The sequence below is a fragment of the Mesorhizobium sp. WSM4847 genome, from assembly GCF_055811335.1.
In genome coordinates, this window is the sequence record NZ_JBVVPY010000014.1 from 137002 (window position 1) to 159196 (window position 22195).

The 22195-nt window shown below is 63.8% G+C and carries 22 protein-coding genes; 12 read left to right on the forward strand and 10 right to left on the reverse strand.

Annotated elements, in window-relative coordinates; all coding sequences use genetic code 11:
• The first annotated feature begins 67 nt into the window (after positions 1-67).
• Positions 68-1099 carry a GlxA family transcriptional regulator gene (locus AC0L28_RS21040; protein ID WP_473479992.1) on the forward strand — a complete coding sequence of 344 codons (1032 nt, stop codon included), beginning with the start codon at positions 68-70 and terminating at the stop codon, positions 1097-1099.
• 814 nt (positions 1100-1913) lie between these two features.
• Here the strand turns inward: AC0L28_RS21040 and AC0L28_RS21045 are convergent.
• The 3 genes from AC0L28_RS21045 to AC0L28_RS21055 form a co-directional block, all read right to left on the reverse strand.
• Positions 1914-2222, reverse strand: a complete 309-nt coding sequence (locus AC0L28_RS21045) for an EthD family reductase (protein ID WP_023798648.1) — start codon at positions 2220-2222, stop codon at positions 1914-1916.
• 182 nt (positions 2223-2404) lie between these two features.
• Complete coding sequence (locus AC0L28_RS21050) at positions 2405-3238, reverse strand: FadR/GntR family transcriptional regulator (protein ID WP_091599173.1); 834 nt, start codon at positions 3236-3238, stop codon at positions 2405-2407.
• A gap of 134 nt (positions 3239-3372) precedes the next feature.
• A complete protein-coding gene (locus AC0L28_RS21055; RefSeq protein WP_023798646.1) occupies positions 3373-4362 on the reverse strand; it encodes a sugar-binding protein in 990 nt (329 codons plus the stop codon).
• Between the two features lie 422 nt (positions 4363-4784).
• Between AC0L28_RS21055 and AC0L28_RS21060 the strand changes: the two genes are divergently transcribed.
• From AC0L28_RS21060 to AC0L28_RS21110, 11 genes are all read left to right on the forward strand, one after another.
• Entirely contained in the window at positions 4785-5525 is a 741-nt protein-coding gene (locus AC0L28_RS21060) for an ATP-binding cassette domain-containing protein (RefSeq protein WP_027154335.1), read from the forward strand.
• Between the two features lie 40 nt (positions 5526-5565).
• Complete coding sequence (locus AC0L28_RS21065) at positions 5566-6564, forward strand: ABC transporter permease (protein WP_128175099.1); 999 nt, start codon at positions 5566-5568, stop codon at positions 6562-6564.
• 176 nt (positions 6565-6740) lie between these two features.
• The gene (locus AC0L28_RS21070) at positions 6741-7568 is read left to right on the forward strand and encodes an AraC family transcriptional regulator (protein ID WP_027154337.1); all 828 of its coding nucleotides are present in this window, start codon (positions 6741-6743) and stop codon (positions 7566-7568) included.
• A gap of 139 nt (positions 7569-7707) precedes the next feature.
• The gene (locus AC0L28_RS21075) at positions 7708-8151 is read left to right on the forward strand and encodes an SRPBCC family protein (protein ID WP_473479996.1); all 444 of its coding nucleotides are present in this window, start codon (positions 7708-7710) and stop codon (positions 8149-8151) included.
• Positions 8152-8182: 31 nt separating this feature from the next.
• Positions 8183-8977 (forward strand): FAD binding domain-containing protein, encoded by a 795-nt coding sequence (locus AC0L28_RS21080; protein ID WP_287249962.1) that lies wholly within the window; start codon positions 8183-8185, stop codon positions 8975-8977.
• A gap of 48 nt (positions 8978-9025) precedes the next feature.
• On the forward strand, positions 9026-9508 hold the full coding sequence (locus tag AC0L28_RS21085; protein WP_128175093.1) for a (2Fe-2S)-binding protein: 483 nt from the start codon (positions 9026-9028) through the stop codon (positions 9506-9508).
• Between the two features lie 14 nt (positions 9509-9522).
• Positions 9523-10890 (forward strand): xanthine dehydrogenase family protein molybdopterin-binding subunit, encoded by a 1368-nt coding sequence (locus AC0L28_RS21090; RefSeq protein ID WP_128175090.1) that lies wholly within the window; start codon positions 9523-9525, stop codon positions 10888-10890.
• Position 10891: 1 nt separating this feature from the next.
• Positions 10892-11896, forward strand: a complete 1005-nt coding sequence (locus AC0L28_RS21095; RefSeq protein ID WP_027154342.1) for a xanthine dehydrogenase family protein molybdopterin-binding subunit — start codon at positions 10892-10894, stop codon at positions 11894-11896.
• Positions 11897-11905: 9 nt separating this feature from the next.
• Complete coding sequence (locus tag AC0L28_RS21100; RefSeq protein ID WP_473479999.1) at positions 11906-12802, forward strand: AAA family ATPase; 897 nt, start codon at positions 11906-11908, stop codon at positions 12800-12802.
• A gap of 92 nt (positions 12803-12894) precedes the next feature.
• Positions 12895-14031, forward strand: coding sequence for a vWA domain-containing protein (locus AC0L28_RS21105; RefSeq protein ID WP_473480037.1), 1137 nt, complete (start codon positions 12895-12897; stop codon positions 14029-14031).
• Positions 14031-14918 (forward strand): amidohydrolase family protein, encoded by an 888-nt coding sequence (locus tag AC0L28_RS21110; protein WP_473480038.1) that lies wholly within the window; start codon positions 14031-14033, stop codon positions 14916-14918. Before AC0L28_RS21105 ends, AC0L28_RS21110 begins: the two co-directional genes overlap by 1 nt.
• 38 nt (positions 14919-14956) lie before the next feature.
• Here the strand turns inward: AC0L28_RS21110 and AC0L28_RS21115 are convergent, their stop codons facing one another.
• The 7 genes from AC0L28_RS21115 to AC0L28_RS21145 all read right to left on the reverse strand — a co-directional run bounded on the left by AC0L28_RS21115 (position 14957) and on the right by AC0L28_RS21145 (position 22167).
• A complete protein-coding gene (locus AC0L28_RS21115; RefSeq protein WP_473480001.1) occupies positions 14957-16393 on the reverse strand; it encodes a DHA2 family efflux MFS transporter permease subunit in 1437 nt (478 codons plus the stop codon).
• Between the two features lie 414 nt (positions 16394-16807).
• Positions 16808-17608 carry a 3-methyl-2-oxobutanoate hydroxymethyltransferase gene (locus AC0L28_RS21120; RefSeq protein WP_473480003.1) on the reverse strand — a complete coding sequence of 267 codons (801 nt, stop codon included), beginning with the start codon at positions 17606-17608 and terminating at the stop codon, positions 16808-16810.
• A 38-nt stretch (positions 17609-17646) separates the two neighbouring features.
• The gene (locus AC0L28_RS21125; protein ID WP_419693839.1) at positions 17647-17961 is read right to left on the reverse strand and encodes a MocE family 2Fe-2S type ferredoxin; all 315 of its coding nucleotides are present in this window, start codon (positions 17959-17961) and stop codon (positions 17647-17649) included.
• 44 nt (positions 17962-18005) lie between these two features.
• Positions 18006-19094, reverse strand: coding sequence for a fatty acid desaturase family protein (locus AC0L28_RS21130; protein WP_473480005.1), 1089 nt, complete (start codon positions 19092-19094; stop codon positions 18006-18008).
• A 91-nt stretch (positions 19095-19185) separates the two neighbouring features.
• Positions 19186-20367, reverse strand: a complete 1182-nt coding sequence (locus tag AC0L28_RS21135) for an aldose 1-epimerase family protein (protein WP_473480007.1) — start codon at positions 20365-20367, stop codon at positions 19186-19188.
• Positions 20368-20383: 16 nt separating this feature from the next.
• Positions 20384-21166, reverse strand: coding sequence for an ATP-binding cassette domain-containing protein (locus tag AC0L28_RS21140; protein WP_473480040.1), 783 nt, complete (start codon positions 21164-21166; stop codon positions 20384-20386).
• Entirely contained in the window at positions 21163-22167 is a 1005-nt protein-coding gene (locus AC0L28_RS21145) for an ABC transporter permease (protein ID WP_473480009.1), read from the reverse strand. The genes AC0L28_RS21140 and AC0L28_RS21145 overlap by 4 nt, the downstream gene beginning before the upstream one ends.
• Positions 22168-22195 lie beyond the last annotated feature (28 nt).

The window sequence follows — 22195 nt, forward strand, 5'->3', positions numbered from 1 at the left end:
AAGCACGCTAGCGCAGCACCGGCACGACCGCTAAAGTCAAAAGTGCTGGAAGGTGGTCATTTCTGCCATGGTTGAACAGACCGGCCCATTGAATGTGGCGATCCTTGCCGTTCCGGAGGCTACCGCCTCCACGATCTACGGCATGTTCGACCTGTTTTCCTCGCCCGGCAGGGATTTCCTGTTCATCACCAGCGGTGCCGCGGGCACGCCGCGCATGCGGCCCTATGTGGTTGCTGGGGACGGCAGCGCGTTTCGCGCCGCAAACGGCGTCTGGGTACGCCCGGACCACGCGCTTTCCGACTGCCCGCGACCCGACATCGTCTGCATCCCCGATTTCTTCGTCAATCCGGGCGAAAGCGTCGCCGGGCAGTATGATGCCGAGGCCGGCTGGCTGCGGCAGGCGCATGCGGACGGCGCCATGTTGGCCAGCGCCTGTTCCGGCGCGGTCCTGCTAGGCGAAGCGGGGTTGCTGGAAAATCGCGAGGCCACAATCCATTGGGGCTATGTCGAGACGCTCACGAACAACTATCCCGGCGTGCAGGTGAAGCCGGGCCAGTCGCTGGTGCTGAGCGGCGAGGCCCAGCGCATCGTCATGGCCGGGGGCGGCTCGAGCTGGCAGGATCTCGCCCTCTATCTCATCGCGCGCTTCGTCGGCCTCAAGGAGGCGATGGAGGTCGCCAAGGTCTACATGCTGCAGTGGCACGACATGGGCCAGCAGCCCTTCGCCGCGCTGATGCGTTTCCGCCAGACCGACGACGCGGTGATCAACCGCTGCCAGAAATGGGCGGAGCTCAACTACCGGACGCCCTCGCCCGTCGCCGCCATGACCAAGCTGTCAGGCCTTTCCGGGCGCTCCTTCGTGCGCCGCTTCGCAAGGGCCACGGACATGAAGGCAATCGACTACATCCACGCGCTCAGGCTCGAGGCGGCCAAGGAACTACTCGAGACGGGCGACCTTCAGGTCGAGGCGGTGGCCAATGAAGTGGGCTATGAGGATGCGAGTTTTTTCGGGCGCCTGTTCCGGCGCAAGATCGGACTGACGCCCCAGCAATATCGCATTCGTTTCAGTGCTCTCCGGCGAGCGCTGAGCCGCGATTAAATGTCAACAGTCGCGGCGCGATGCCCATATTCCGCTCTGCGCCGCGATGTCGGCCATAGAGGCCAGCTTTGCCATTTCTCGTAAGCCGACATTGCCGGCATACATTTTGGAGTTCGCGGTTGCGCCAGAAGCGAAGTTGCGGCAGCACCGGGTAATGTCCGCAAGCAATCGCGTACTCGACATTCGCAATGACGAGGTCAGAGGTTCGGTTCTCCTCAGTTCCTCCAGCTAGCAAGCAGATAAAAAGCGCGGGTGCCGAACATGGCAAGAGTGGCTTGAGCCGCCGCCCACCAGGAGAGGCACAGCGCAACAAATCAGCTTCTGTATTCGCTTTACGGGGCGCGGCAGGAAAGCAAGACAGTCGCTCACTAAGTTGATGGCGGCAACCTGCACCCATATCAGTCGACAATGACGATGCAGACTACCTCTTTTTGAGGAGTTTCCCGAACGCCGTCTCACTGTCATCGTTCGAGGAGAAGCTGCGGGAATAAACAAGAATTTTGAGGCGACCAATGACGCAAGAGCGTGAACCTACGCTTGACGATCTCCTGAGCGAGCCGATCATCCTGACGGTCATGGCAATCTACGGTCATACTGCAGATGACATTCGACATCTAATGCACCAAGTGGGCGCTCGGAAAACGCCATCAATGCTTCAGAAGCCCTCTACGATGGCTCACGCGCCGACGCCATGAGTTGCCGTTCGTCCAGGGCGGCGAGAATGAACGGTCATGGCGCAACCGAGCCCATGACGAACAGCGGAACGACAACCGAAATTCGGTTAAAACCTTGCTGGGGTCGGATTGTGCGAGGTTCAGACTTCCCTAGTCTCAAAGAGCATTAGCTCCACTCCGCCATCTGCAAAATTGCCAAGATCAGCCGCCGTGGCCCGACCCTCGGGGGACGCTAAGGCCGCTTGAATATCCGCAACGGAATCGAAGTAGAGCGTAGCAACAAGATGATAGCCTGAGGCCCCACCCGGCGAATGGACGCCGCCATCGCTGATTTCGTATTTCCTCAAGCCGGGAATGGCTTTGGCCAGAGGAATGTGGGTCGAAACATAGTAACGGTCGAAGGCGGCCACGTCTTTCGGAGTCTTGTAGAGTGCGACAAGTCTGGCCATGCTCCCCCTTTCAACCGACACTCACCGCCAGCTTTGCGCAAAAGGATACTCCTCAGCAAGAGTGCTGGCAAATGGGTTCGTTCCTCGCTCTGAGGAGGTCAACGAAGCATATGGGGTTTCAGGCCCGACGTGAGTCTTCCAAGTCGCCGCTCCCTGGCCGTTCAGAGCGATTGCGTTTGACCTTACCGCCGCGACCGCCCGATAACCTCGTCGGTGTTGGCGAGCAGTCGGTGCACCGCGGTGCGGGCTGCCGCCGGCCGCCGGAGGCGGATGTTCTTCTCGATCGCCTCATGCAGCGCCTGCGCCCGAGGCTGGTCGCTGGTTTCGCGCGTGACGAAAACGAAGAGATGATCGAGCGCCGATTCGATCAGCACGCCGAGCGGCACCAGCAGGTCGTTGCCCGAGGCGCGCAGGATGGCCAGGTGAAAACGCGTATCGGCGCGGGTGCGCTCCGGCAGCGTCGCCGCCTCGCCCATCTCCCGGCAGGCCTGGCTGATCTCGGCCATCTGCTCGTCGCTGCGCCGGATCGCCGCAAAGGCGCTGGCTTCCGGCTCGATGATGTGACGGAATTCCTGGACAGTGCGCAGGAACATTTCGCGATCGGGCGCTGTCGCATACCAGGCGAGCACGTCGCGATCGAGCAGGTTCCAGCGCTCTTTCGGCTCGACCCAGCTGCCGATCTTGGGGCGTGAGGCCAGCAGGCTCTTGGCCATCAGCATTTTTATCGCTTCGCGCACCGCCGAGCGGCTGACGTCGAAAGTCTCGGACCATTTGGCCTCGTTGGGAAGGATGGTTCCCGGCGGATAGTCGCCGCGCACGATCCTGAGGCCGATCTCGTTGGCCAGCGACGCATGCACGCTCGATCCGGGGATCAGCGCCGCATCGGTCCGGCGGGCGCCGGCCGGGCGGGCGACCGGCGGCTTGACCTTGGCCCGTGCCTTGACCTTGGCCCGTGCCTTGACCGTAGCCCGTGCCTTGACAGTGGTAAGTCGCTTTTTCGATCTGGCGTCCGACATCCATGTTCCCCGGCACAGGCTGAACTCAAGGCGCAGCAAAGCAGGAGCGGTTCGCCCCAGCACTGTCGCCTCGCAGGTTTTCGTGAACCGGTGTGACGGGGCGCCCGTCGAGCGGACGCCCCGAAACTGCGAACCTACTTCTGGATGCAGGTATCGACCGTATCCTTGGTGCACTCGTCGAGACCGGTGAAGACCGGATCGGCGACGGGCTTGCCTTCGACCAGGTCGATCATCACCGAGGGCGCCTTGTAGCCCATCTCGAACGGCCGCTGGCCGACCAGCGCGGTCACCAGACCCTCCTTGGCAATGGCCACTTCGTCGCCGATCGTATCGGCAGCGCCGATGACGAACTCGTTCTTGGCGATCTTGTCGGCCATCGGCTTGAACAGGTCGCGATAGGGCTGCGGCGCGCCGAACAGCGGCCAGCCGCCCATGATGCCGAAGGCATCGAGGTCGGGATTGGCGGCGAGGATATCGGTCATCGCCTGCACGCCCTTGGCGCCGTCGTCATTGGTGAACACCGGGCAGCCGGCGACCTCGGTCCAGCCGCCCTCGCCCTTGAGCGCCGGGAGATCCTTCTGGCCTGAAAGCGCGTCGCGCATGCCCTGGGCGCGGCGCAGGATGTTGTCAGCCGCCGGATTGCCTTCAATGGTGCAGATCTTGCCGCCATCCGGCTTGCCCTTCTTGATGTACTCGCCGATCTTGTAGCCCATCAGGTAGTTGTCGGTGCCGAGATAGGTCTTGCGCAGCCCCGCATCTTCCTTGCTGAGGTCGGCGTCGAGCGTCATGATCGGGATCGACGGATTGGCGCTCTTGATCGTCTGGGCGATCAGCGGTGCGTTGGACGGCGAAATCGCCATCGCCACCGTGTCCGGCTTGCTCAGCATGTCCTGGACGATCTGGGCTTCGCCGGCTTCGTCCGAGGTCGATGCCGGACCGGTGTAGAAGCACTCATACTCCGAGTCGGCGTTTTCCTTGTTCCATTTCTGGCAACCCTGGTTGATGGCCTCGAAGAACGGATTGTCGAGCCCCTTGACCACGATGACGAGCTGTTTCTTGGCCATGGCCGGCCCGGCGCCCAACGCCAGCATGGCGACGGCAGCGAGCAATAGTGATTTCCTCATTTCAGTCCTCCCTTGAAACAGACGGACACGGCGTGCCCGCCACACAGACCAGCCCGGATGCGCGATGACAGAGGTTCGTTTCGCGAGCGCTCGTGTCGTCAAGCCGGGCCGATAAGAATTTCCAGATGGTTGCAGACCAGCGCGATGGACGCTGCCAGATCCTCGACCGATAAACCTCCGCCTGCTCAGCCCCGGCGAGCCGGGGCAGGAGATCGGCATAATCTCCTCCGACGCTTAGCTAATATCGGCTTGCGACGGACGTCAATTGCTATTTGTCCTACAAAACGGATTTTTCGAAAGAAGCCGCTGTTGACGGCAAGGGGGCATATGCGTAAATGGGCCAAAGCGCGGTTCCCGGGAGGAGCTGGGAAGAGCGAGGCCGCGGCAGGACCGCAGGCCGAAAGCACGGAGGAAGCAGACTGGTGCCGGTTCTCGAACTCGCCAACATCTCAAAACATTTCGGCGCCATCCAGGCCGTCAACGACGTTTCGCTGTCGATCGAGGCCGGACAGGTGGTCGGGCTGATGGGCGACAACGGCGCCGGCAAGTCGACGCTGGTCAAGATGATCGCCGGCAATTTCCGCCCGAGCCATGGCACGATGCAGATGGACGGCAAGGAGCTGATCCTGCACAAGCCGGTGGAGGCGCGCCAGCACGGCATCGAGATCGTCCACCAGGATCTGGCGCTGTGCAACAATCTGACGGCCGCCGCCAATGTCTATCTCGGCCGCGAGCTGCGCCGCGGCGTCGGGCCGTTTCGCATCCTCGACTACGCCGCCATGTACAAGCGCGCCGGCCAGATCTTTGCCGTGCTGAAATCCGAAACCCGCCCGCGCGATCTGGTCAAGCAGATGTCGGGCGGCCAGCGCCAGGCGGTGGCAATCGCCCGCACCATGCTTTCGCAGGCCAAGATCGTGCTGATGGACGAGCCGACGGCGGCGATCTCGGTCCGGCAGGTCGCCGAGGTGCTGAACCTGATACGCCATCTGCGCGACCAGGGCATTGCCGTCGTGCTGATCAGCCACCGCATGCCCGACGTCTTTGACGTTGCCGACCGCGTCATCGTCATGCGGCGCGGCCGCAAGGTCGCCGACAAGACGATCGCGTCGAGTTCGCCCGAGGAAGTCACCGGGCTCATCACCGGCGCCATCGAACAGGTTTGATGCCAGCCGGTTTCACCACGCAAGCAGATAAAGGTCGACGATGGCAGTAACTCTTGACCAGACGATCGCACAGAAACAGCACACTTTGCTGACCAGGGTGTTTGCCAGCCAGACCTTCTGGGTGGTGATCGCGGTCATCCTCGCCTGCCTGTTTCTGTCCGTCGCCACCGATTCCTTCGCCACGACGAAGAACCTCTACAACATCACCCGCAACATCACCTTCGTCGCCATCGTCGCGCTCGGCATGACCTTCGTCATCATCACCGGCGGCATCGACCTGTCGGTCGGCTCGGTGCTTTGCCTGTGTTCGATGGTGCTCGCCGTGACCATGCATGCCGGCTACGGCATCGAGGTCGGCATTGCCGCTGCGATCGCGACGGCGCTGATCATCGGCGCCTTCAACGGCATCCTGATCGCCTATCTCGGGTTTCCGCCGTTCGTGGTGACGCTTGGCATGCTGTCGATCGCGCGCAGCCTGGCCATGGTCGCCTCCAACAACACCGTCGTCTTCCAGTTCGGGCCCGACCACGACAAGCTTCTGGCGCTGGGCGGCGGCGCCTTTGTGTTCGGCATCGCCAATCCGGTGCTCTACATGATCGTGCTGGCGCTGATCACCGGCTTCGTCCTGCGCTGGACGAAATTCGGCCGGCACATCTTCGCCATCGGCGGCAACGAGCATGCGGCGACGCTGACCGGCGTTCCGGTGCGCCAGATCAAGGTCGCGGTCTACATGATCTCGGCGCTGGCGGCAGGCCTTGCCGGCATCATCCAGACCGGCTGGCTGGGCGCCGTCACCACCAATCTCGGCAACGGCATGGAGCTTCAGGTCATCGCCGCCACCGTCATCGGCGGCGCCAACCTGGCCGGCGGCATGGGCACGGCCTTTGGCGCCGTCGTCGGCGCGGCGCTGATCGAAGTGATCCGCAACAGCCTTGGCCTGCTCGGCATCAACGCCTTCTGGCAGGGGGTGTTCATCGGCGGCGCCATTCTGATGGCGGTCCTGTTCGACCGGCTCCGCAATTTCCGGCGCAACGAGTAGGGCCGCAGGTCACGCGCGCAATTCGTTGTCGTTGCTATCGCTCAGTCTGAAAATCGGACGGCACGCCGCGTGGCCGGCGCCAGGCGCGCACATGCGCCTTGACGCAGGCCCGGACTGAGCCGCACTATCCCGATTGCAGGCGAAGGGAGGCCAGTCGCCTGCGGGAGGATATACCCATGACGGAAGCGATCAGGCTCTACTGGGGCCGGTTCGGACATGTTTCTGTCCTGAACGTCGCCAGCGACTTCGTCACCCATGCCCATGTCGAGGCGCATATCATCATCTGGCTGGAAGGCACGGCCGGCGAGATGACCATCGGCCGCGAGACGGTGCGGCTTGGGCCCGGCACCGCCGCCGGCATCAATTCCTTCCAGCCGCACAGCCACGCTTTGTCCCGCGACGGCCGGCCCGGCCTGTTCCTCGCCTTCTACATCGATCCGGACTGGGCGCGCCGGCGCCGCGACCTGCGGTCGACCGCGCCGCTGTTTTCGGCACCGGCGATCACGCTGGAGCCGTGGCTGCACAAGGCGGCAGCCAATCTTCTCGACCATCTCAGCGACAATGAGAGCATCGACGACATCGCCAATTACGAGATCGAGCGCTTCATCGACAGCGTGCTCGACGCCGCCGACGCCTCGGCGCCACAAGTGGCGCGCGCCCGCGTCCACTGCGTGCAGGATTTCCGTGTCCGCAAGGCGATCCAGCTGATGAAGGCCAATGTCTGCGAACGCATCTGCTTCGACGAGGTGGCGCGCAGCGTCGGCCTGTCGCGGCCGCATTTCTTCGCGCTGTTCAAGGAGCAGACCAATCTGACGCCCAATGTCTACTGGAACACGCTGCGCATGGAGGAAGCGGTGCGGCAGTTGCAGTGGTCGCAGGAACCGCTGATCTCGGTCGCCTGCAATCTCGGCTTCACCACGCAGGGCAATTTCTCGCGCTTCTTCCGCGACCATGTCGGCGTTCCGCCGACACTCTATCGCGAGGCGGCGCGGGCCATTTCCTGAGCCATTTTCACACTGCCCGTTTTTTTCAGATTGCCGGTTTTTTTCAGACTTATTGATAGGCGTTCAAGACGCATTGATAAGTGCTGCCGGGCTCACCGCCCTACCCTCGCGACACAGATATCTGCAAGGGAAGCATCATATGGCGAAAGTCACCGTCTCCAGCGTCATCGACGCACCGGTCGAAAAGGTCTGGGCGCGCATACGCGATTTCAACGGGCTGCCGAGCTGGCACCCGCGCATGGTCGAAAGCCATATCGAGGACGGCAAGGACGCCGGCACGATCGGCTGCGTGCGCAACTTTCAGCTCGCCAGCGGCGCCCGCATCCGCGAGAAGCTGCTCGACTTCTCCGACGATAATTTCCTCGTCAGCTACTCCATCCTGGAGACGCCGCAGCCGCTGACCAACCACCAGGCGACGCTGCAGCTGCGCCGGGTGACCGATGGCGACCGCACCTATGCCGAATGGACCGCCAGCTTCGACGCGGCTCCAGAGGAAACCGACAAGCTGGCCGAGGGCATGGGCGCCAATGTCTTCCAGGGCGGCTTTAACGCCCTGAAGACCCATTTCACCGGCCAGGGTTGAGCTGAATGGGGCTCACAAAAAGGAGCGTTCCATGGCGCTTGCACTGCAGACTTTCTCGACGGTCAAGGACGCCAATGCGGCGCTGAAAGCCGCCGGCACCCGCTATCTCGGCGGCGGCACGCTGGTCGTGCGCGCCGCCAATGAAGGCGACGTTTCGGTCTCCGGCCTCATCAGGTCGACTGAGCCGGCGCTGTCGGCCATCACCGTTTCCGGCAGGGAGGTCCGCATCGGCGCTTCGGTGACCATGGCGGCGATCGCCCGTCACCCGGATCTGTCTTCCCTTGCCCGCGCCGCGCGCGCCGTCGGCGGCCCGGCGATCCGCAACATGGCGACCGTCGGCGGCAATCTCTTCGCTCCGGCGCCCTATGGCGATTTCACCGTCGCGCTGCTGGCATTGGGCGCAACCGTCGGCACCGATGACGGCGAGGTGCCGATCGAAACCTTCCTGGCAAAACGCGAAGACAATCACGCCATCGTCACTTCGGTCGGCTTCAGCTTGCCACTGGAAGGCGGCTTTCGCTTCCTGAAAATATCGAGGGTCAAGCCGAAGGGCGTCTCGGTGCTAAGCATCGCCGCCGTGCTGGAACAAGCGCCGGACGGAACCGTGTCATCGGCGCACATCGCGCTTGGCTGCCTGGCCGACCGGCCGATGCGCGCCAAGGCGGCGGAGAAGGCGCTGCTCGGCAGGAAACTCACCAGCGATGGCATCGCGCCGGCGCTGGCCGTCGCGAGCGACGGCACCTCGCCGATTACCGATGCGGTCGCCAGTGCCTGGTATCGCAACGAAGTCCTGCCGGTCCATCTCGGCCGGCTTCTGCTCGCCTGAAGGCCGATGGCGCGGATGTCCGCCTGGCTGCGGCGCAAGGAGTAAAAGATGGCAAAGATCCCGGTTCAGTTCACGCTCAACGGCGCGGAGAAGGCCGAATTCATCGACAGCGGCACGACGCTGCTCAATGCGCTGCGCGACAAGGTCGGCGACATCTCGCCGAAAGGCGGCTGCCATCAGGGCACATGCGGCGCCTGCTCGGTCATCATCGACGGCGAGCTTCGGCTGTCCTGCCTGACGCTGGCCGAAACCTGCAACGGTGCGGCGATCACCACGACATCGGGGCTTTCGCAAGGCGGCGTGCTGCATCCTTTGCAGCGCGCCTTCCTCGACGCCTTCGCCACGCAATGCGGCTTCTGCACGCCGGGCATGCTCATGGCCGCCAAGGTGCTGCTCGATCACACGCCGGACCCCAGCCGCGACGAGGTGGTCGAGGCGCTGTCGGGCAATATCTGCCGCTGCACCGGCTACGAGCCGATCATCCAGGCGGTGCTGACCGCCGCGCGGTCCAATTCGCAGAACGCAGCTTGAGGGGAGTCGAAAAAATGGAACTCCGCAAGAGCTATTTCGCCGACCAGCGCACGGACGATCTGCACGAGATCGGCCAGCCACGGCCGCGCTCCGATTCGCCCGGTCACGTCACCGGCAAGACCGCCTATTTCGCCGACCGCAATTTTCCAGGCATGCTGCATCTGAAGATGGTGCGCAGCCCGCATCATCACGCCCGCATCCGCAGCATCGACACTTCAGAGGCGGAAAAGCATCCGGGCGTGGTGAAAATCCTGACCGCCAAGGACGTGCCGCACAATGTCTACACCATCCTGATCCTGATCCAGATCGGCCCGGAGGACGAGACGGTGCTGGCCGACGGCAAGGTGCGCTGGAAAGGCGAAGCCGTGGTGGCGGTGCTGGCCGAGACTGAGCGTGCCGCCCAGGAAGCGGCGGCCAAGGTCAAGGTCGACTACGAGGGGCTGCCGGCCGTCTTCGACATGGAGGAAGCGCTGAAGCCCGGCGCGCCTGTTGTCAACGAATATCACGGCCGGAATCACTATCTCTACGACAGCGGCGAATGCCGCAAGGTGCGCTTCGGCGATGTCGAGGCCGGTTTCGCCGGCGCCGACCACGTGCTCGAGCAGACCTACCAATCCTCGCCGATCGAACACGCGCCTACCGAGACGACCGGCTGCATCGTCGCGCCGGAGGGCGACGACCGCTTCACCTGCTACACCAATACGCAGGCGATGTTCTTCACCCTCGACAACGCCTCGATCATCCTGCAGATGCCCGGCAACAGACTGCATTTCGTCGGCGGCACCGTCGGCGGCGGCTTTGGCGGCAAGGTCGACGTCATCGTCGAGCCGATCGCCATCCTCGGCGCCAAGCTGACCGGGCGGCCGGTCTCCTTCATCTACAGCCGCGAGGAGGAGATGCAGATTTCCTCGCCGCGCGCCGCCGAAAAGGTCGTCATCAAGGACGGCGTCATGAAGGATGGCCGCATCGTCGCCAGAAAAGTCACCGGCTACACCGACGCCGGCGCCTATTCGCGCCATTCGCCCTATGGCGCGCAGAAGGGCGCCGGCCACTATCCCGGCCCTTACACCATCCCGAATGTCTGGATCGACACCTACTGCGTCTACACCAACCGCACCCCCTCCTCCGCCATGCGCGGCTTCGGCGTCACCATCGGCGATTTCGCGCTTGAGGTGCAGATGGACAAGCTCGCCCGGCTGATCGGCATGGACCCGCTTGAATTCCGTTTCATCAACGCCTACCGCGACGGCGACATGAAGGCGCACCGCCAGCCGACCGAGGGCGCGGCGCTGATCGAGTGTATGCAGGAAGCCTCGCGCGCCGCCAACTGGCCGGTGGCGGAAAAATTCATGGCGATGTCGTCCTACGCGAAGGGAGCTTGAAATGGCGATCAGGCGCGGGCGCGGCGTCGCCGCGATCAACTATCCGACCGGCATGAACCTCGGCGGCGATCCAACCCAGGCGCTGGTCCATTCGACGCCGACCGGCAATTTCATGGTGACGCTGTCGAGCGTCGATCTCGGCCAGGGCATGAAGCAGATCATGGCGCAGATCTGTGCCGAGACGATCGGCGTGCCGACCGACCGCGTTGTTGTCGACACCGCCGACACCGACACCGGCCCGCACTGCATGGGCACCTTCGCCTCGCGCGGCACACATCGCGCCGGCAACGCCGTCATCCAGGCGGCCAGGGAAGCCCGCCAGGTCATGCTGGAAGTGGCGGCCGAAGAACTGGAAGTGAACGCCTCGGACCTCGAGACCGACGGCCAGGGCAACATCCTGGTCAAGGGTGCGCCGCAAAGATCGATCTCGATCTTCGATGTCGCGCTGTCGGCGCATTTCAAGCGCGGCCGCTCGATTTCCGGCCGCGGCATGTTTTTGATCCCGCGCTCCTATCCGGAAAAAGAAACCGGCGCGATGAAACCGTCGACCTGCTACGCGCATGCCTGCACGGTGGTCGAGGTCGAGGTCGACGACGAAACCGGCGAGGTCACCGTGCTGACGGTGAAGAACGTCTTTGAGATCGGCCGCGCGCTGAACCCGAAAATGGTCGAGCAGCAGCTCGTCGGCGGCTCGTGGATGGGCATCAGCCACGCGCTCTACGAGACGACGGAACCCTATTACCCCGACCGCGATCATGGCGGCACCGACTTCAACCAGTATCTGATGCCGGGACCAGGCGATCTTGCGCAAACCGAGATCATCGTGCTGGAGAGGCCCTCGGCCGACGGACCCTTTGGCGCCAAGGGGCCGGGCGAAATGTGCGCCAACCCGCAAATCCCGGCGGTCGCCAACGCGGTCTTCGACGCCGTCGGCGTGCGCATCGACACGCTGCCGATCACGCCGGAACGCATCCTGCGGGCGCTGAAGGCGCAAGCCTCGAACTGAGTGCTGGAAATGCCCAAAAGAAGTGCCCGGACTGGAAGCGCCGACACTGTCGTGATCTCGCCGGAGGCGGTGGCATCGCGCCTCGCCGCCTCGCGCTATCTGGCCGATGAAAGCCTGGCCACCGCCATTTTCCTGGCGATCCGGCTGGGCAAGCCGCTGCTGCTCGAAGGCGCGCCGGGCGTCGGCAAGACCGAAGCGGCAAAGGCGATAGCCGAACTGCTCGGGCGCGACCTGGTGCGGCTGCAATGCTACGAAGGCATCGACGCCGCACACGCGCTCTACGAATGGAACTACCAGCGCCAGTTGCTCGCCATCCGCCATGCCGGCGAGCATGAGGTCGACATCTATGATGACCGCTTTTTGATCGCGCGGCCGCTGCTGCAGGTGCTGAAGGCGCCGGAAAAGCGCGTGCTGCTGGTCGACGAGATCGACCGTTCCGACCATGAGTTCGAAGCGCTGCTGCTGGAATTCCTTTCCGACTTCCAGATCAGCATTCCCGAGCGCGGCACCATCCGCGCCAAAGCGCAGCCGATCGTCGTCCTGACCTCGAACCGCACCCGCGAACTGGCGGAGGCGCTGCGGCGGCGCTGCGTCTACCACTGGATCACCTATCCCGACGCCGAGCGCGAGGCCGAAATCATCATGCTGCGCGCCGGCGACGTCGCCAACGCCACGGCGCGCGCCGTGGCTACCGCCGTGCGCGAAATCCGCGCCCGCCCGCTGGCCAAGCCGCCGGGCATCGCCGAAGCGGTCGAATGGGCGAACGCCGCGACGATCCTCGAAAAGGGCGGCAGCCCGTGGCCGGAAGCGTTCCGCCGCGCCATCGGCGTGCTGATCAAGGACGAGGAGGACCTGTCCTACATCGCCCCCGAGCTTGGCCGGATCGTCGAGGAGGCATTGGCGTGACACGCGACGTCAACGATCCCTTCTCCCCGTTCACGGCGGGGCGGCCGAATACGGATCGACCTCACCGCTGGCGGGACAGCGCCCGCGAAGGAATGATGCGGAAAGAAAGCTTGCCCCGCGCCGCAGCACCTCTCCTCGGTTTTGGCCGGCTGCTGCGCCGCTACGGCTTTCCGGTGGCGCCCGAGCAGGTGTCAGGCTTCATGCAGGCGGTGACGCTGCTCGGGCCCCGCTCGATGGCCGATATCCACGAGGCCGCCCTTGCCACGCTGGCGCCGCCGCCCGACCGCCGCGACGAATTCGAGGCGCATTTCCAAAGCTATTTCTACGGCAACACCGCGGCCGTGGTCGAAGGCGAGGCCGACGAGGAAACCCGCATCAAGGACGACGGCGGCGCCAGCGACGAAGAGAACGAGGTGGCGCGCCGGGAGGAAGGTGGTGCGCTATACTCCGGCGCCGAACAGTTGAGCGCCCGCGTCTTCAAGCGCGACGGCGACGGGCTTGCCGCTTTCCGCCGCAAGCTCGCTACCGCCTTGCCCGCCCGCCGCTCCTTCCGCACCGTGCGCACGCACGCGCGCGGCAAGCTCGATCTGCGCCGCTCGCTGCGCGAAATCGTCAGTGCCGACGGCGATATTCCGTCACCGCTGCTGCGCAGCCGGCAGACCGTGTCGCGCAAGCTTTTGCTGCTGATCGACGTGTCCGGCTCGATGAAGCTCTACACATCGGACTATCTCAAGCTGGCGCATGCAACGGTGCAAGGCGCGGACCGGGCCGAAATTTTCACCTTCGGCACGCGGCTGACCCGCATCACCGCGGCGCTGCGCATTCGCGACCGCGACCAGGCGCTGGCGCGGGTGGCAGCACTGGTCGACGACTGGGACGGCGGCACCCGAATGGGACCGACGCTGCTCGCCTTCCTGTCGGTGCCGCGCTTTTCCGCATTCGCGCGCGGGGCGGCGGTCATCATCCTGTCCGACGCGCTGGAGCGCGGCGATCATGCCGAGCTGGAAATGGCGATGCGCCGGCTGAGCGCCCGCGCCTTCCGCCTGTCGCTGGCGACGCCGCTGGCCGGCGATCCGCGTTTCCGGCCGGCGACGGCAGCACTTCGCGCCATCTTGCCGGTACTCGACGATCTGGTCGACGGCTCTTCGATCGCCGGTCTCACCGATTTCATCCTGTCGCTCGCCCGCCCCGCTCCGGCGGCGGCAGCAATCTGGAAAAGGGTTTCATGATGAAAAAGGCGATCGACGCGCATTTCCATATCTGGCGCCAGGAGGATCAGCCCTGGCTGCGGGGGCCGATGGTGCCGCGCATCTTCGGTCGCTACGAGCCGATCCGACGCGACTACCCGATCGAGGAATTCCTCGCCGACCAGCAAGGCTCTGATGTCGAGAAGGCGGTCTATGTCCAGACCAACTGGGCCAAGGAGGATTTCGAGAAAGAAGTCGCCTTCCTGCAGACGACGGCTAACGACACCGGTTGGCCGCACGCCATCGTCGGCTATGCCGACATGACGGTGGACGATGTACGCCATCAGATCGACCGACTGATCAAGTACCCCCTGCTGCGCGGCGTGCGCATGCAATTGCACTGGCACGAAACGCCGGCCTTCCGCTTTGCCGCGTCCGCCGATCAGGTCGTCGACCCGAAGGTGCGGGCCAATGTGGCGCGGCTGAAGGACTATGGCCTGTCCTTCGACCTGCAGCTTTTCCCGGCCCAGATGAAGGACGGGCTGACGCTTGTCGGCGAAAATCCCGAGACCAACTTCATCCTCACCCATGCCGGCATGCTGACCGACATGTCGGAGGAAACCACGCAAGCCTGGAAGGCCGGCCTGCGCTCGCTTTCAGCAGCGCCAAACCTCTACGCCAAACTGTCCGGCCTCGGGACCTTCGTCCACCGCAACGACCCGGCGCTGATCACCTACATCGTCGACAACGCAATCGACATCCTCGGCAGCGACCGTCTGATGTTCGGCTCCAACTTCCCGATCGAAAAGCTGTGGACCAGCCATGCCGAACTGATCAAGAAGCACCGGGAGGCGGTGGCCAAGCATGGTGCGGCGGCAGAGGCGGACATTTTTTGGAACACAGCGGAGAAGGTATATCGGCCGGTGTGACGCGCTGCCCCCCTTCAAAACACCCTTGTGGGAGAAGGTCACGCCCGATGGCCCGAAACCTCGGCGCCGGCGGCCCGCGGCAGCGCCAGGAAGCGGAACGAGGCCACGAGCCCGATGGCGCCGATCGCCAGGAAGGCGAGGCGGAAGTCGACGAGGTCGGGCGCCGCCCCGGCCCTGGCGATCTGCGACAGGTTGAGCAGCGCCGCGGCGACCGCCACGCCGAACAGCATCGCCACCTGCTGCAGCATGCTGGACAGCGTCGCCGCCGAGCTGCGCTGCGCCGAAGCGATATCGGCGAAGGCCAGCGTGTTGAGCGCGGTGAACTGCATCGACCGCGTCAGTCCGGCAATCAGCATCAGCGCCACCACCAGCGCTTGCGGTGTCTGCGGCGATATCGCCGCGCAGGCCATGATCGATAGCGATGCGATCACGCCGTTGACGACCAGCACCGAACGGAAACCGAAGCGCTTCAGCGTCGGCGTCGTCACCGTCTTCATGCCGAGATTGCCGAGGAAATAAGCCAGGATCAGCATGCCGGCATCGACGGGTCTCAGGCCGAATCCGACCTGGAACAGCAGCGGCAGCAGGAACGGCGTGGCGTTGATGGAGACCCGGAAAATGGTGCCGGCCGACAGTGTCGATATGGCGAAAGTCTGCACTTTGAATGCAGCAAGGTCGAGCAGCGGATTTTTGGCGCGCGCCAGGTGCCGCACGGCCAGCCAGCCGATCAGGACGCCCGCGCCAAGCAGCGCCACGGTCGGCAATGCGCCGTCTTGCGGATGGGCGATGCGCTCGAGGCCGTAGAGCATCGAGGCGAGCCCGACCGAGGTCACAAGGAAGCCCGGCCAGTCGAGCGGCCTGGTTTCGGAAGCGCGGTCGCCGGGAATGAAGCAGGCGACCAGCGCCAGGCCGGCCGCGCCGAGCGGAATGTTGATGAAGAAATTCCAGTGCCAGGACAGATAGGTGGTGATGAAGCCGCCAAGCACCGGCCCGATCACCGGCGCAAAGAGCGCCGGCCATGTGATCAGCGCGGTGGCGTTGAGAAGCTCGGACTTCGAGGCGTTGCGCAGCACCAGGATGCGGCCGACCGGTGTCATCAGCGCACTGCCCAGGCCCTGCACGGCACGCGCGGCGACGAACTGGGTCAGGTTCTGCGAGATGCCGCAGGCGATCGAGGCCAGCGTGAACAGGGCGATCGCCACGAGGAAGATGTTGCGCGCGCCGAAGCGGTCGGCGAGCCAGCCGGACAGCGGCACGAACACCGCCATGGTCAGCATGTAGACGGTGATGCCGATGCTCATCGCCACTGCCGGCACGCCGAAGGATTCTCCCATCTGCGGCAGCGATGTCGAGATGATCGTCGAATCCAGAAGTTGCATGAAGAAGGCGACGGCGACGATCAGCGCCACGCGCCGCGCCTGCCGCGCCGCCGTCGCGGTTTCGGGCAAGGCTTTGTTTTCGGGAATGGCGGTCATGCGCAGAACTGTACGAAAGGTTTTCCCGCGCCACTGGGACCAGGCGATTGTCCGGCAAATCGATGACGCACCGGTTTGAACAGCATTTGGGCGGCGACGTCCAGACTTGGCCCAACAAACTTTCGTGTCGTATCGCGACCAGTCATGCGATGACTGAAGCTCGCCATCGAACCAGCTTTTGACACCTCGCGCCCTTACCTTCTCCCCTTGCTTGTGGGAGAAGGTGGCCGAGCGAAGCTCGGTCGGATGAGGGGTGCTGGAAGGATCGCTACCTCGAAGACGCAAGCATTTAAAATTCCTCGACATTTTGCGCGCCGCGTTTCTTCCAGCACCCCTCATCCGTCTCGGCGCTACGCACCGATCCACCTTCTCCCACAAGCGGAGAAGGTCACAGCAGGTCCTGGCCGGCGCGTCTCATCTGGCGTCGATCTTCTCCATGAACTGACCGAGCTGGTCCGGGTCCATATGCACCACATGCTTGTCTTCGGGATAGGCCAGGCTGTTGACGTCGGCGACATATTCGGAAAAAGCGGCGATGCGTTGCGCCTGCAGGCGGTCATATTCGGCGGCGAAATTGCGATAGACCTTGGAATGGCGCGGCATGTGGCCACGGTTCTGGCCAAGGATGTCGTCGGCGAACAGATATTGCGCGTCGCAGCCGGTGCCGGCGCCCATCGACAGCATGATCAGCGAGGTGCGTTCCGAAATCGCCTTGGCTACCTCGACCGGCACGACTTCGATCTCGGCGCCGATCGCGCCGGCCGCTTCGTATTGCTTGACGGCCTCGAAAATCTGCATGGCGCTGTCGGCGGTCTTGCCGACAGCCTTGAAGCCGCCGGTCCAGGTGGCGCGCGACGGGATCAGGCCGACATGGCCGATCACCGGGATATTGTCATCGGCCAGCCGTTTGACGGTGGCAAAACCGGCGCTGCAATAAACCGCGTCGGCGCTCGCCTTGTAGAGCCGGAACGCCCAGTGGACGAAATCGTCGGCTGTGCCGATCTCGTAGAAATTGTCGCCCGGCATGGTGAACAGGCTGGGTGCGGCATCGCGGTATTGCGGATCGAGCACCAGTTCCGGCGGCACCGAGACAATGTCGACCCCGGCTCGTTCGGCGGCCTCGGCCTCGTCCATCGTCAGCACCCGCAGCATGGTCAATTGCCGCTTGCCCTTCATGGCGCGCAGGTCTGCCACCGTCGGTCTTTTCCGGCTCATCGATTCTGGTCCCCTATGTTACGTGAATGGAAGGCCGGTCAGGCGATCTTGATCATCACCTTGCCAGCTTCGACCTTCACCGGATAGGTCTGCAGATTGACGCAGACCGGCGCGCCCTTGGCCTGGCCGGTCTTGTAATTGAAGCGGCCATTGTGCTTGGGGCATTCGATGATGTCGTCCATGACAAGCCCATCGGCCAGATGTGCCTTTTCATGTGTGCAAAAGCCGTCGGTGGCGAAGAATTCGTCATCCGGCGAACGGTAGATTGCGAAGCTGCGCCCGCCACGGTCGAAGCGGATGACATCCTCTTCGTCGACATCGTCCACAGCGCATGCCTCGACCCAATCGGCCATCTCTGTTTTCTCCCGAAATTTCGCCTTGCTGTGCGGCGTAGCGCCTATTCCGCTGCTGCCGACATGTTCACTTCGTGGAACTCGCCACGATAGGGCCGTGCCCTCGGCGGCAGTTCGCGCTTGAGGAAATAGTCCTCGTATTTGAGCTGCCTGAGCAGGACCGGCCAAACCTCGCGATAGGCATGCCACATCGATGGGTTCGGCTCCGGCAGATCGTGTCTGATCAATTCGTGCAGCCTGGGCAGCGCGTGATAGGGCACCATCGGAAACATGTGATGCTCGACGTGGTAGTTCATGTTCCAGTAGATGAACCGGCTGATCGGGTTCATGTAGACGGTCCTGGAGTTGAGCCGGTGATCGACGACATTGTCGGCGAGGCCGATGTGCTGCAGCAGGCCGGTCAGCACCATATGCCAGGTGCCGTAGAGGCGCGGCCCGCCGATCAGCACCAGCGGTATCCACGACTGCATGAAAACCGCGAGCGCGATTGTGGCGATGTAGATGGCGACATGCCAGCGCGCGGCGATGACGGCCTTGTGCTGTTCCATCTCGGGCACGTAGCTTTTCTCGTCCGGCGTCAGCTTGCCGAACGCCTGGCGTGCCAGTGCCGGAAGCGAATTGCGAAAGTCGAGGATACCGGTGAAGGCGAGTGCGGTGCGCAGCAGGTCCGGCGGGCGCATAACGGCGATCTCGGCATCGCGTCCGACGATGATCGTGTCGGTGTGATGCCTGGCATGGCTCCAGCGCCAGGTCACCGGATTGCGCATCAGCATGAAGCTGGCAATCTGGTAGACGACATCATTCATCCAGCGCGTGCGGAAAGCCGTGCCGTGGCCGCATTCGTGCCAGCGCGAATCACTGGCCGAGGCATAGAGCACGCCATAGACGAAGAAGAACGGCACGCACCACCAGGTGCCCCAGAAGTAAACGCCGCCGGCGGCGGAGACCAGGATGGCGCCCAGCCAGATGGCCGTGTCGCGGATTGCCGGACTGTCGGAGCGTTGCATCAGCTCCTTCATCGTCTTGCGCGGCACATCGGTATGGTACCACTCCGCCGAGGCTAGCCCGGTCTCGATCGCAATCCGCGTGCTTTCCCCGACCAGGCTGTAATCGCGCTTCACCTTGCCAGCCATTGTGACCTCCAATTTCCGAACGGCCGCGAGCCCTCTCCACTCCGGCCGAGGCCAGCCTTCCAACTGGTGTTTCGCATCGCCTTCGCCATTGTCACGACCTGCCTCCGAGAACAGGAAAATGACCCGATGGCCGCGGATAATCCTCCCGCGGCTGCCTGGCAATCGCTGCGATCCGGCTCTCGGCGGCGGCGATCTCGCCGGCGCCGTCGAGAACCCGGAACACCGCATTGTAGGAGCGGCTTTCGCCGTGCTCCAGCCAGATCATCTCGCCGCGCTCGCGCGCTGCCAGATTGCCCAGCACATGATGCGTCGACGGCTCGATGCCGAGCGCATAATGCCCAGCCTGGAAATTCTGCCACTCATAGGCGCAAGGCATCTGGTGCTTGCGGGTGACGACTTCGAGACCGAGGCCGAGACGGTCGTTGACTACCGCCACCGGCACGCCGCCGTTGGCGTCGGCGCCGAGTTCGTGCTGCCAGACCTGTTCCGTGAAGCCCAGTTGCGGTGCCGGTGCCGTGCGGTAGCCGACCTTCTGCGCTTCATAGCGCTCGCCGGCATGGCCCGCCCAGACGACGTCGCGGATCGGCGCCAGGTAGCGCGAGCCCTCGTCGAGCACCGGATGGCTGACATTGATGTGATAAAAGTACATATGCGGCGTGCGGCTAAAACCGTGATTGACGACGCGGTCCGAAAGCCGGATCTCGTTGCCGCCGACATCGGCCTCGATCCGCCGCAGCAGATGCAGATCCTCGCCGAACACCGTCGACTGCTGAACGATGCCTTCGGCCCACAGCACGCAGCGGTCGCCGTCCCATGTCTCGCCATAGCCGGTCAATCGCGCCGGGATGGTGCTGACGCGGCCATGCAGCGAATGGCGCACCGTCTTCTTCGGCGGATAATTGTAGCTGTCGGCGGGTACCTCGTTCATGAACAATACGTGGTCAAGGCCGCAGGTCAGCAGCAGGCCGGAAAACGACCGCGCCCAGGCCAGCCCCTCCTCGCCTTCATATTCGTGCAGGCCGGGATGGCGAAAGCCGCTCGGCGAATGCCAGCCGATCGCCTGGCCCCTAAAATCGCAATCGGCGATGTCGAGCGCCCGGTCGACCAGCGCGGTGAAGCGCAGGCCGGAGCCGGTGCGGAATTCGAGCATGCGGATGCCGCGCTCCACCCCGTCGCCAAGCGTCATCAGCCGCACGCCAGCGAACTGCGACAGCATGCCGGACCGTTCCGAGACCTGCCGGCGCGAAAGCGTCTTGCCGTAAAGCTCTACCATCTGACGGCCAGTTCCTTCACTTCGCTCTCGTCTCCTTGAGCAGGGCCGACATGTCGGCGCCGGTGATGATGCTCTCCACCGTCAGCAGATCGGTATCGGCGACCGTCTGCTCGGCGACGATCTCGCCACGGCGCATGACGATGATGCGGTCGGCGACCTGGAAGACATGATGGATATTGTGGGTGATCAAAAGCACCGAATGGCCGGCGGCGCGCATCTCCTTGACGAAACGCAGCACACCGTGCGTTTCCTCGACGCCGAGATTGTTGGTCGGCTCGTCAAGGATGATGACTTTGGCGGCGAACTGCATGGCCCGCGAAATGGCGATCGACTGGCGCTCACCGCCCGACAATGTGCTGACCAGCGCATCGGCGTCGAGTTTTTTCGAGATGCCGACGCGCTTCAAAAGTGCCGCGGCGGCATCACGCAATTTGGCGAGGTCGAGCGGCGCGAACACGCCCAGCCATTTCAGATTGACCGGCTCGCGACCGAGAAAGAGGTTGCGCGCGATGCTCAGGTCCGGCGCCAGCGAGGTATCCTGGTGGATCGTCTCGATGCCGAGATCCATGGCGTCGCGCGTCGAGCGGATCGAGACTTTTTGGCCGCGCACATAGATGTCGCCGCGGTCGACGGGAAAGACGCCGGAGATCGCCTTGATCAGCGTCGATTTGCCGGCGCCATTGTCGCCGAGCAAGGCCACCACTTCGCCCTCGTTGAGGGTGAAGGAGGCGCTCTTCAGCGCGCGAACGCTGCCGAAGGATTTTTGCAGATTGTGCAGCCGAAGCACTTCCATGGTCAGTTCCTAGCGGCGTTCTTCTGCAGCAAAGCGTGCAGGATGAGCATGGCAAGGATGATGACGCCGACGAAGATATTGTAGGCAAGCCCCGGCACACCAACCAGTACGATGCCGTTGCGGATGCTGCGCAGCATCAGCGCGCCGACGATGGTGCCCAGGATGGTGCCGCGCCCGCCGGTCAGCGCCGTGCCGCCAACCACCACCATGGCGATCACTTCGAGCTCGTATCCGGTGCCGGCTACCGGCGAGGCGGCCGAGATGCGGAACGCACTGATCATGCCGGCCAGACCCGCCAGCACTGAGGTCAGGATGAACAGCCAGACCTTGACCGCATCGGCCGGCACGCCGCGCGCAACCGCAGCGTTGCGGTTCGAACCGATGGCGCTGATCCAGTTGCCGAGCTTGGCGTAGTGCAGCACGTAGATCGCCAGCAGCGACAGGCCGATGAACCACCACAGCGAGGTATAGAAACGGAACGTTCCGATATTGAAGCTGCCGGCCAGCAGTGTCACGAAAAAGCCAGGCTGGTCCCAGGATTTCAGCGGAAAGCCTTGCGTGATGTAGAGCGCCGCCCCTCGCACGACGAGCAGCATCGACAGCGTCACCAGGAAGGAGGAGATACCGATCTTGGTGACGATCAGCCCGTTGATGGCGCCGATCGCCACGCACAGCAATAGCCCGGCAAGCAGCGCGATGCCGATATCGAACCCGCCGTTCTGCACCAAAAGCATGACGACGACCGGCGCCAGGCCGAACACGGCGCCGACCGAAAGGTCGAACTCGCCCGCCGTCAGAAGCAGCGTCATGCCGAGCGCGATGATGCCGAGTTCGGGCAGGAACGCCATCATGTTGGAGATGTTGAGCGGCGACAGGAAGTTCCCGTCGGCGATCGCGAACACCGCCAGCAGGACAATCAGGATGACGAGCGAAGAGAATTGCGGCGAGCGGATCAGGCTCGACCTGCGTTTGGAGCGCGGCATTTCCTGTTCTGCGGCGATAGTCATGACTGCTTGGACCATATCTCAGGGCGGC

Excerpts from the sequence above, each read along its gene's own strand:
- AC0L28_RS21055 (WP_023798646.1), bottom strand. The coding sequence starts at position 4,362 with ATGAGGAAATCACTATTGCTCGCTGCCGTCGCCATGCTGGCGTTGGGC.
- AC0L28_RS21050 (WP_091599173.1), bottom strand. The coding sequence starts at position 3,238 with ATGTCGGACGCCAGATCGAAAAAGCGACTTACCACTGTCAAGGCACGG.
- AC0L28_RS21135 (WP_473480007.1), bottom strand. The coding sequence starts at position 20,367 with ATGGTAGAGCTTTACGGCAAGACGCTTTCGCGCCGGCAGGTCTCGGAA.
- AC0L28_RS21085 (WP_128175093.1), top strand. The coding sequence starts at position 9,026 with ATGGCAAAGATCCCGGTTCAGTTCACGCTCAACGGCGCGGAGAAGGCC.
- AC0L28_RS21070 (WP_027154337.1), top strand. The coding sequence starts at position 6,741 with ATGACGGAAGCGATCAGGCTCTACTGGGGCCGGTTCGGACATGTTTCT.
- AC0L28_RS21130 (WP_473480005.1), bottom strand. The coding sequence starts at position 19,094 with ATGGCTGGCAAGGTGAAGCGCGATTACAGCCTGGTCGGGGAAAGCACG.
- AC0L28_RS21075 (WP_473479996.1), top strand. The coding sequence starts at position 7,708 with ATGGCGAAAGTCACCGTCTCCAGCGTCATCGACGCACCGGTCGAAAAG.
- AC0L28_RS21040 (WP_473479992.1), top strand. The coding sequence starts at position 68 with ATGGTTGAACAGACCGGCCCATTGAATGTGGCGATCCTTGCCGTTCCG.
- AC0L28_RS21120 (WP_473480003.1), bottom strand. The coding sequence starts at position 17,608 with ATGAGCCGGAAAAGACCGACGGTGGCAGACCTGCGCGCCATGAAGGGC.
- AC0L28_RS21090 (WP_128175090.1), top strand. The coding sequence starts at position 9,523 with ATGGAACTCCGCAAGAGCTATTTCGCCGACCAGCGCACGGACGATCTG.
- AC0L28_RS21145 (WP_473480009.1), bottom strand. The coding sequence starts at position 22,167 with ATGACTATCGCCGCAGAACAGGAAATGCCGCGCTCCAAACGCAGGTCG.
- AC0L28_RS21045 (WP_023798648.1), bottom strand. The coding sequence starts at position 2,222 with ATGGCCAGACTTGTCGCACTCTACAAGACTCCGAAAGACGTGGCCGCC.
- AC0L28_RS21110 (WP_473480038.1), top strand. The coding sequence starts at position 14,031 with ATGAAAAAGGCGATCGACGCGCATTTCCATATCTGGCGCCAGGAGGAT.
- AC0L28_RS21080 (WP_287249962.1), top strand. The coding sequence starts at position 8,183 with ATGGCGCTTGCACTGCAGACTTTCTCGACGGTCAAGGACGCCAATGCG.
- AC0L28_RS21065 (WP_128175099.1), top strand. The coding sequence starts at position 5,566 with ATGGCAGTAACTCTTGACCAGACGATCGCACAGAAACAGCACACTTTG.
- AC0L28_RS21115 (WP_473480001.1), bottom strand. The coding sequence starts at position 16,393 with ATGACCGCCATTCCCGAAAACAAAGCCTTGCCCGAAACCGCGACGGCG.
- AC0L28_RS21105 (WP_473480037.1), top strand. The coding sequence starts at position 12,895 with ATGATGCGGAAAGAAAGCTTGCCCCGCGCCGCAGCACCTCTCCTCGGT.
- AC0L28_RS21100 (WP_473479999.1), top strand. The coding sequence starts at position 11,906 with ATGCCCAAAAGAAGTGCCCGGACTGGAAGCGCCGACACTGTCGTGATC.
- AC0L28_RS21095 (WP_027154342.1), top strand. The coding sequence starts at position 10,892 with ATGGCGATCAGGCGCGGGCGCGGCGTCGCCGCGATCAACTATCCGACC.
- AC0L28_RS21125 (WP_419693839.1), bottom strand. The coding sequence starts at position 17,961 with ATGGCCGATTGGGTCGAGGCATGCGCTGTGGACGATGTCGACGAAGAG.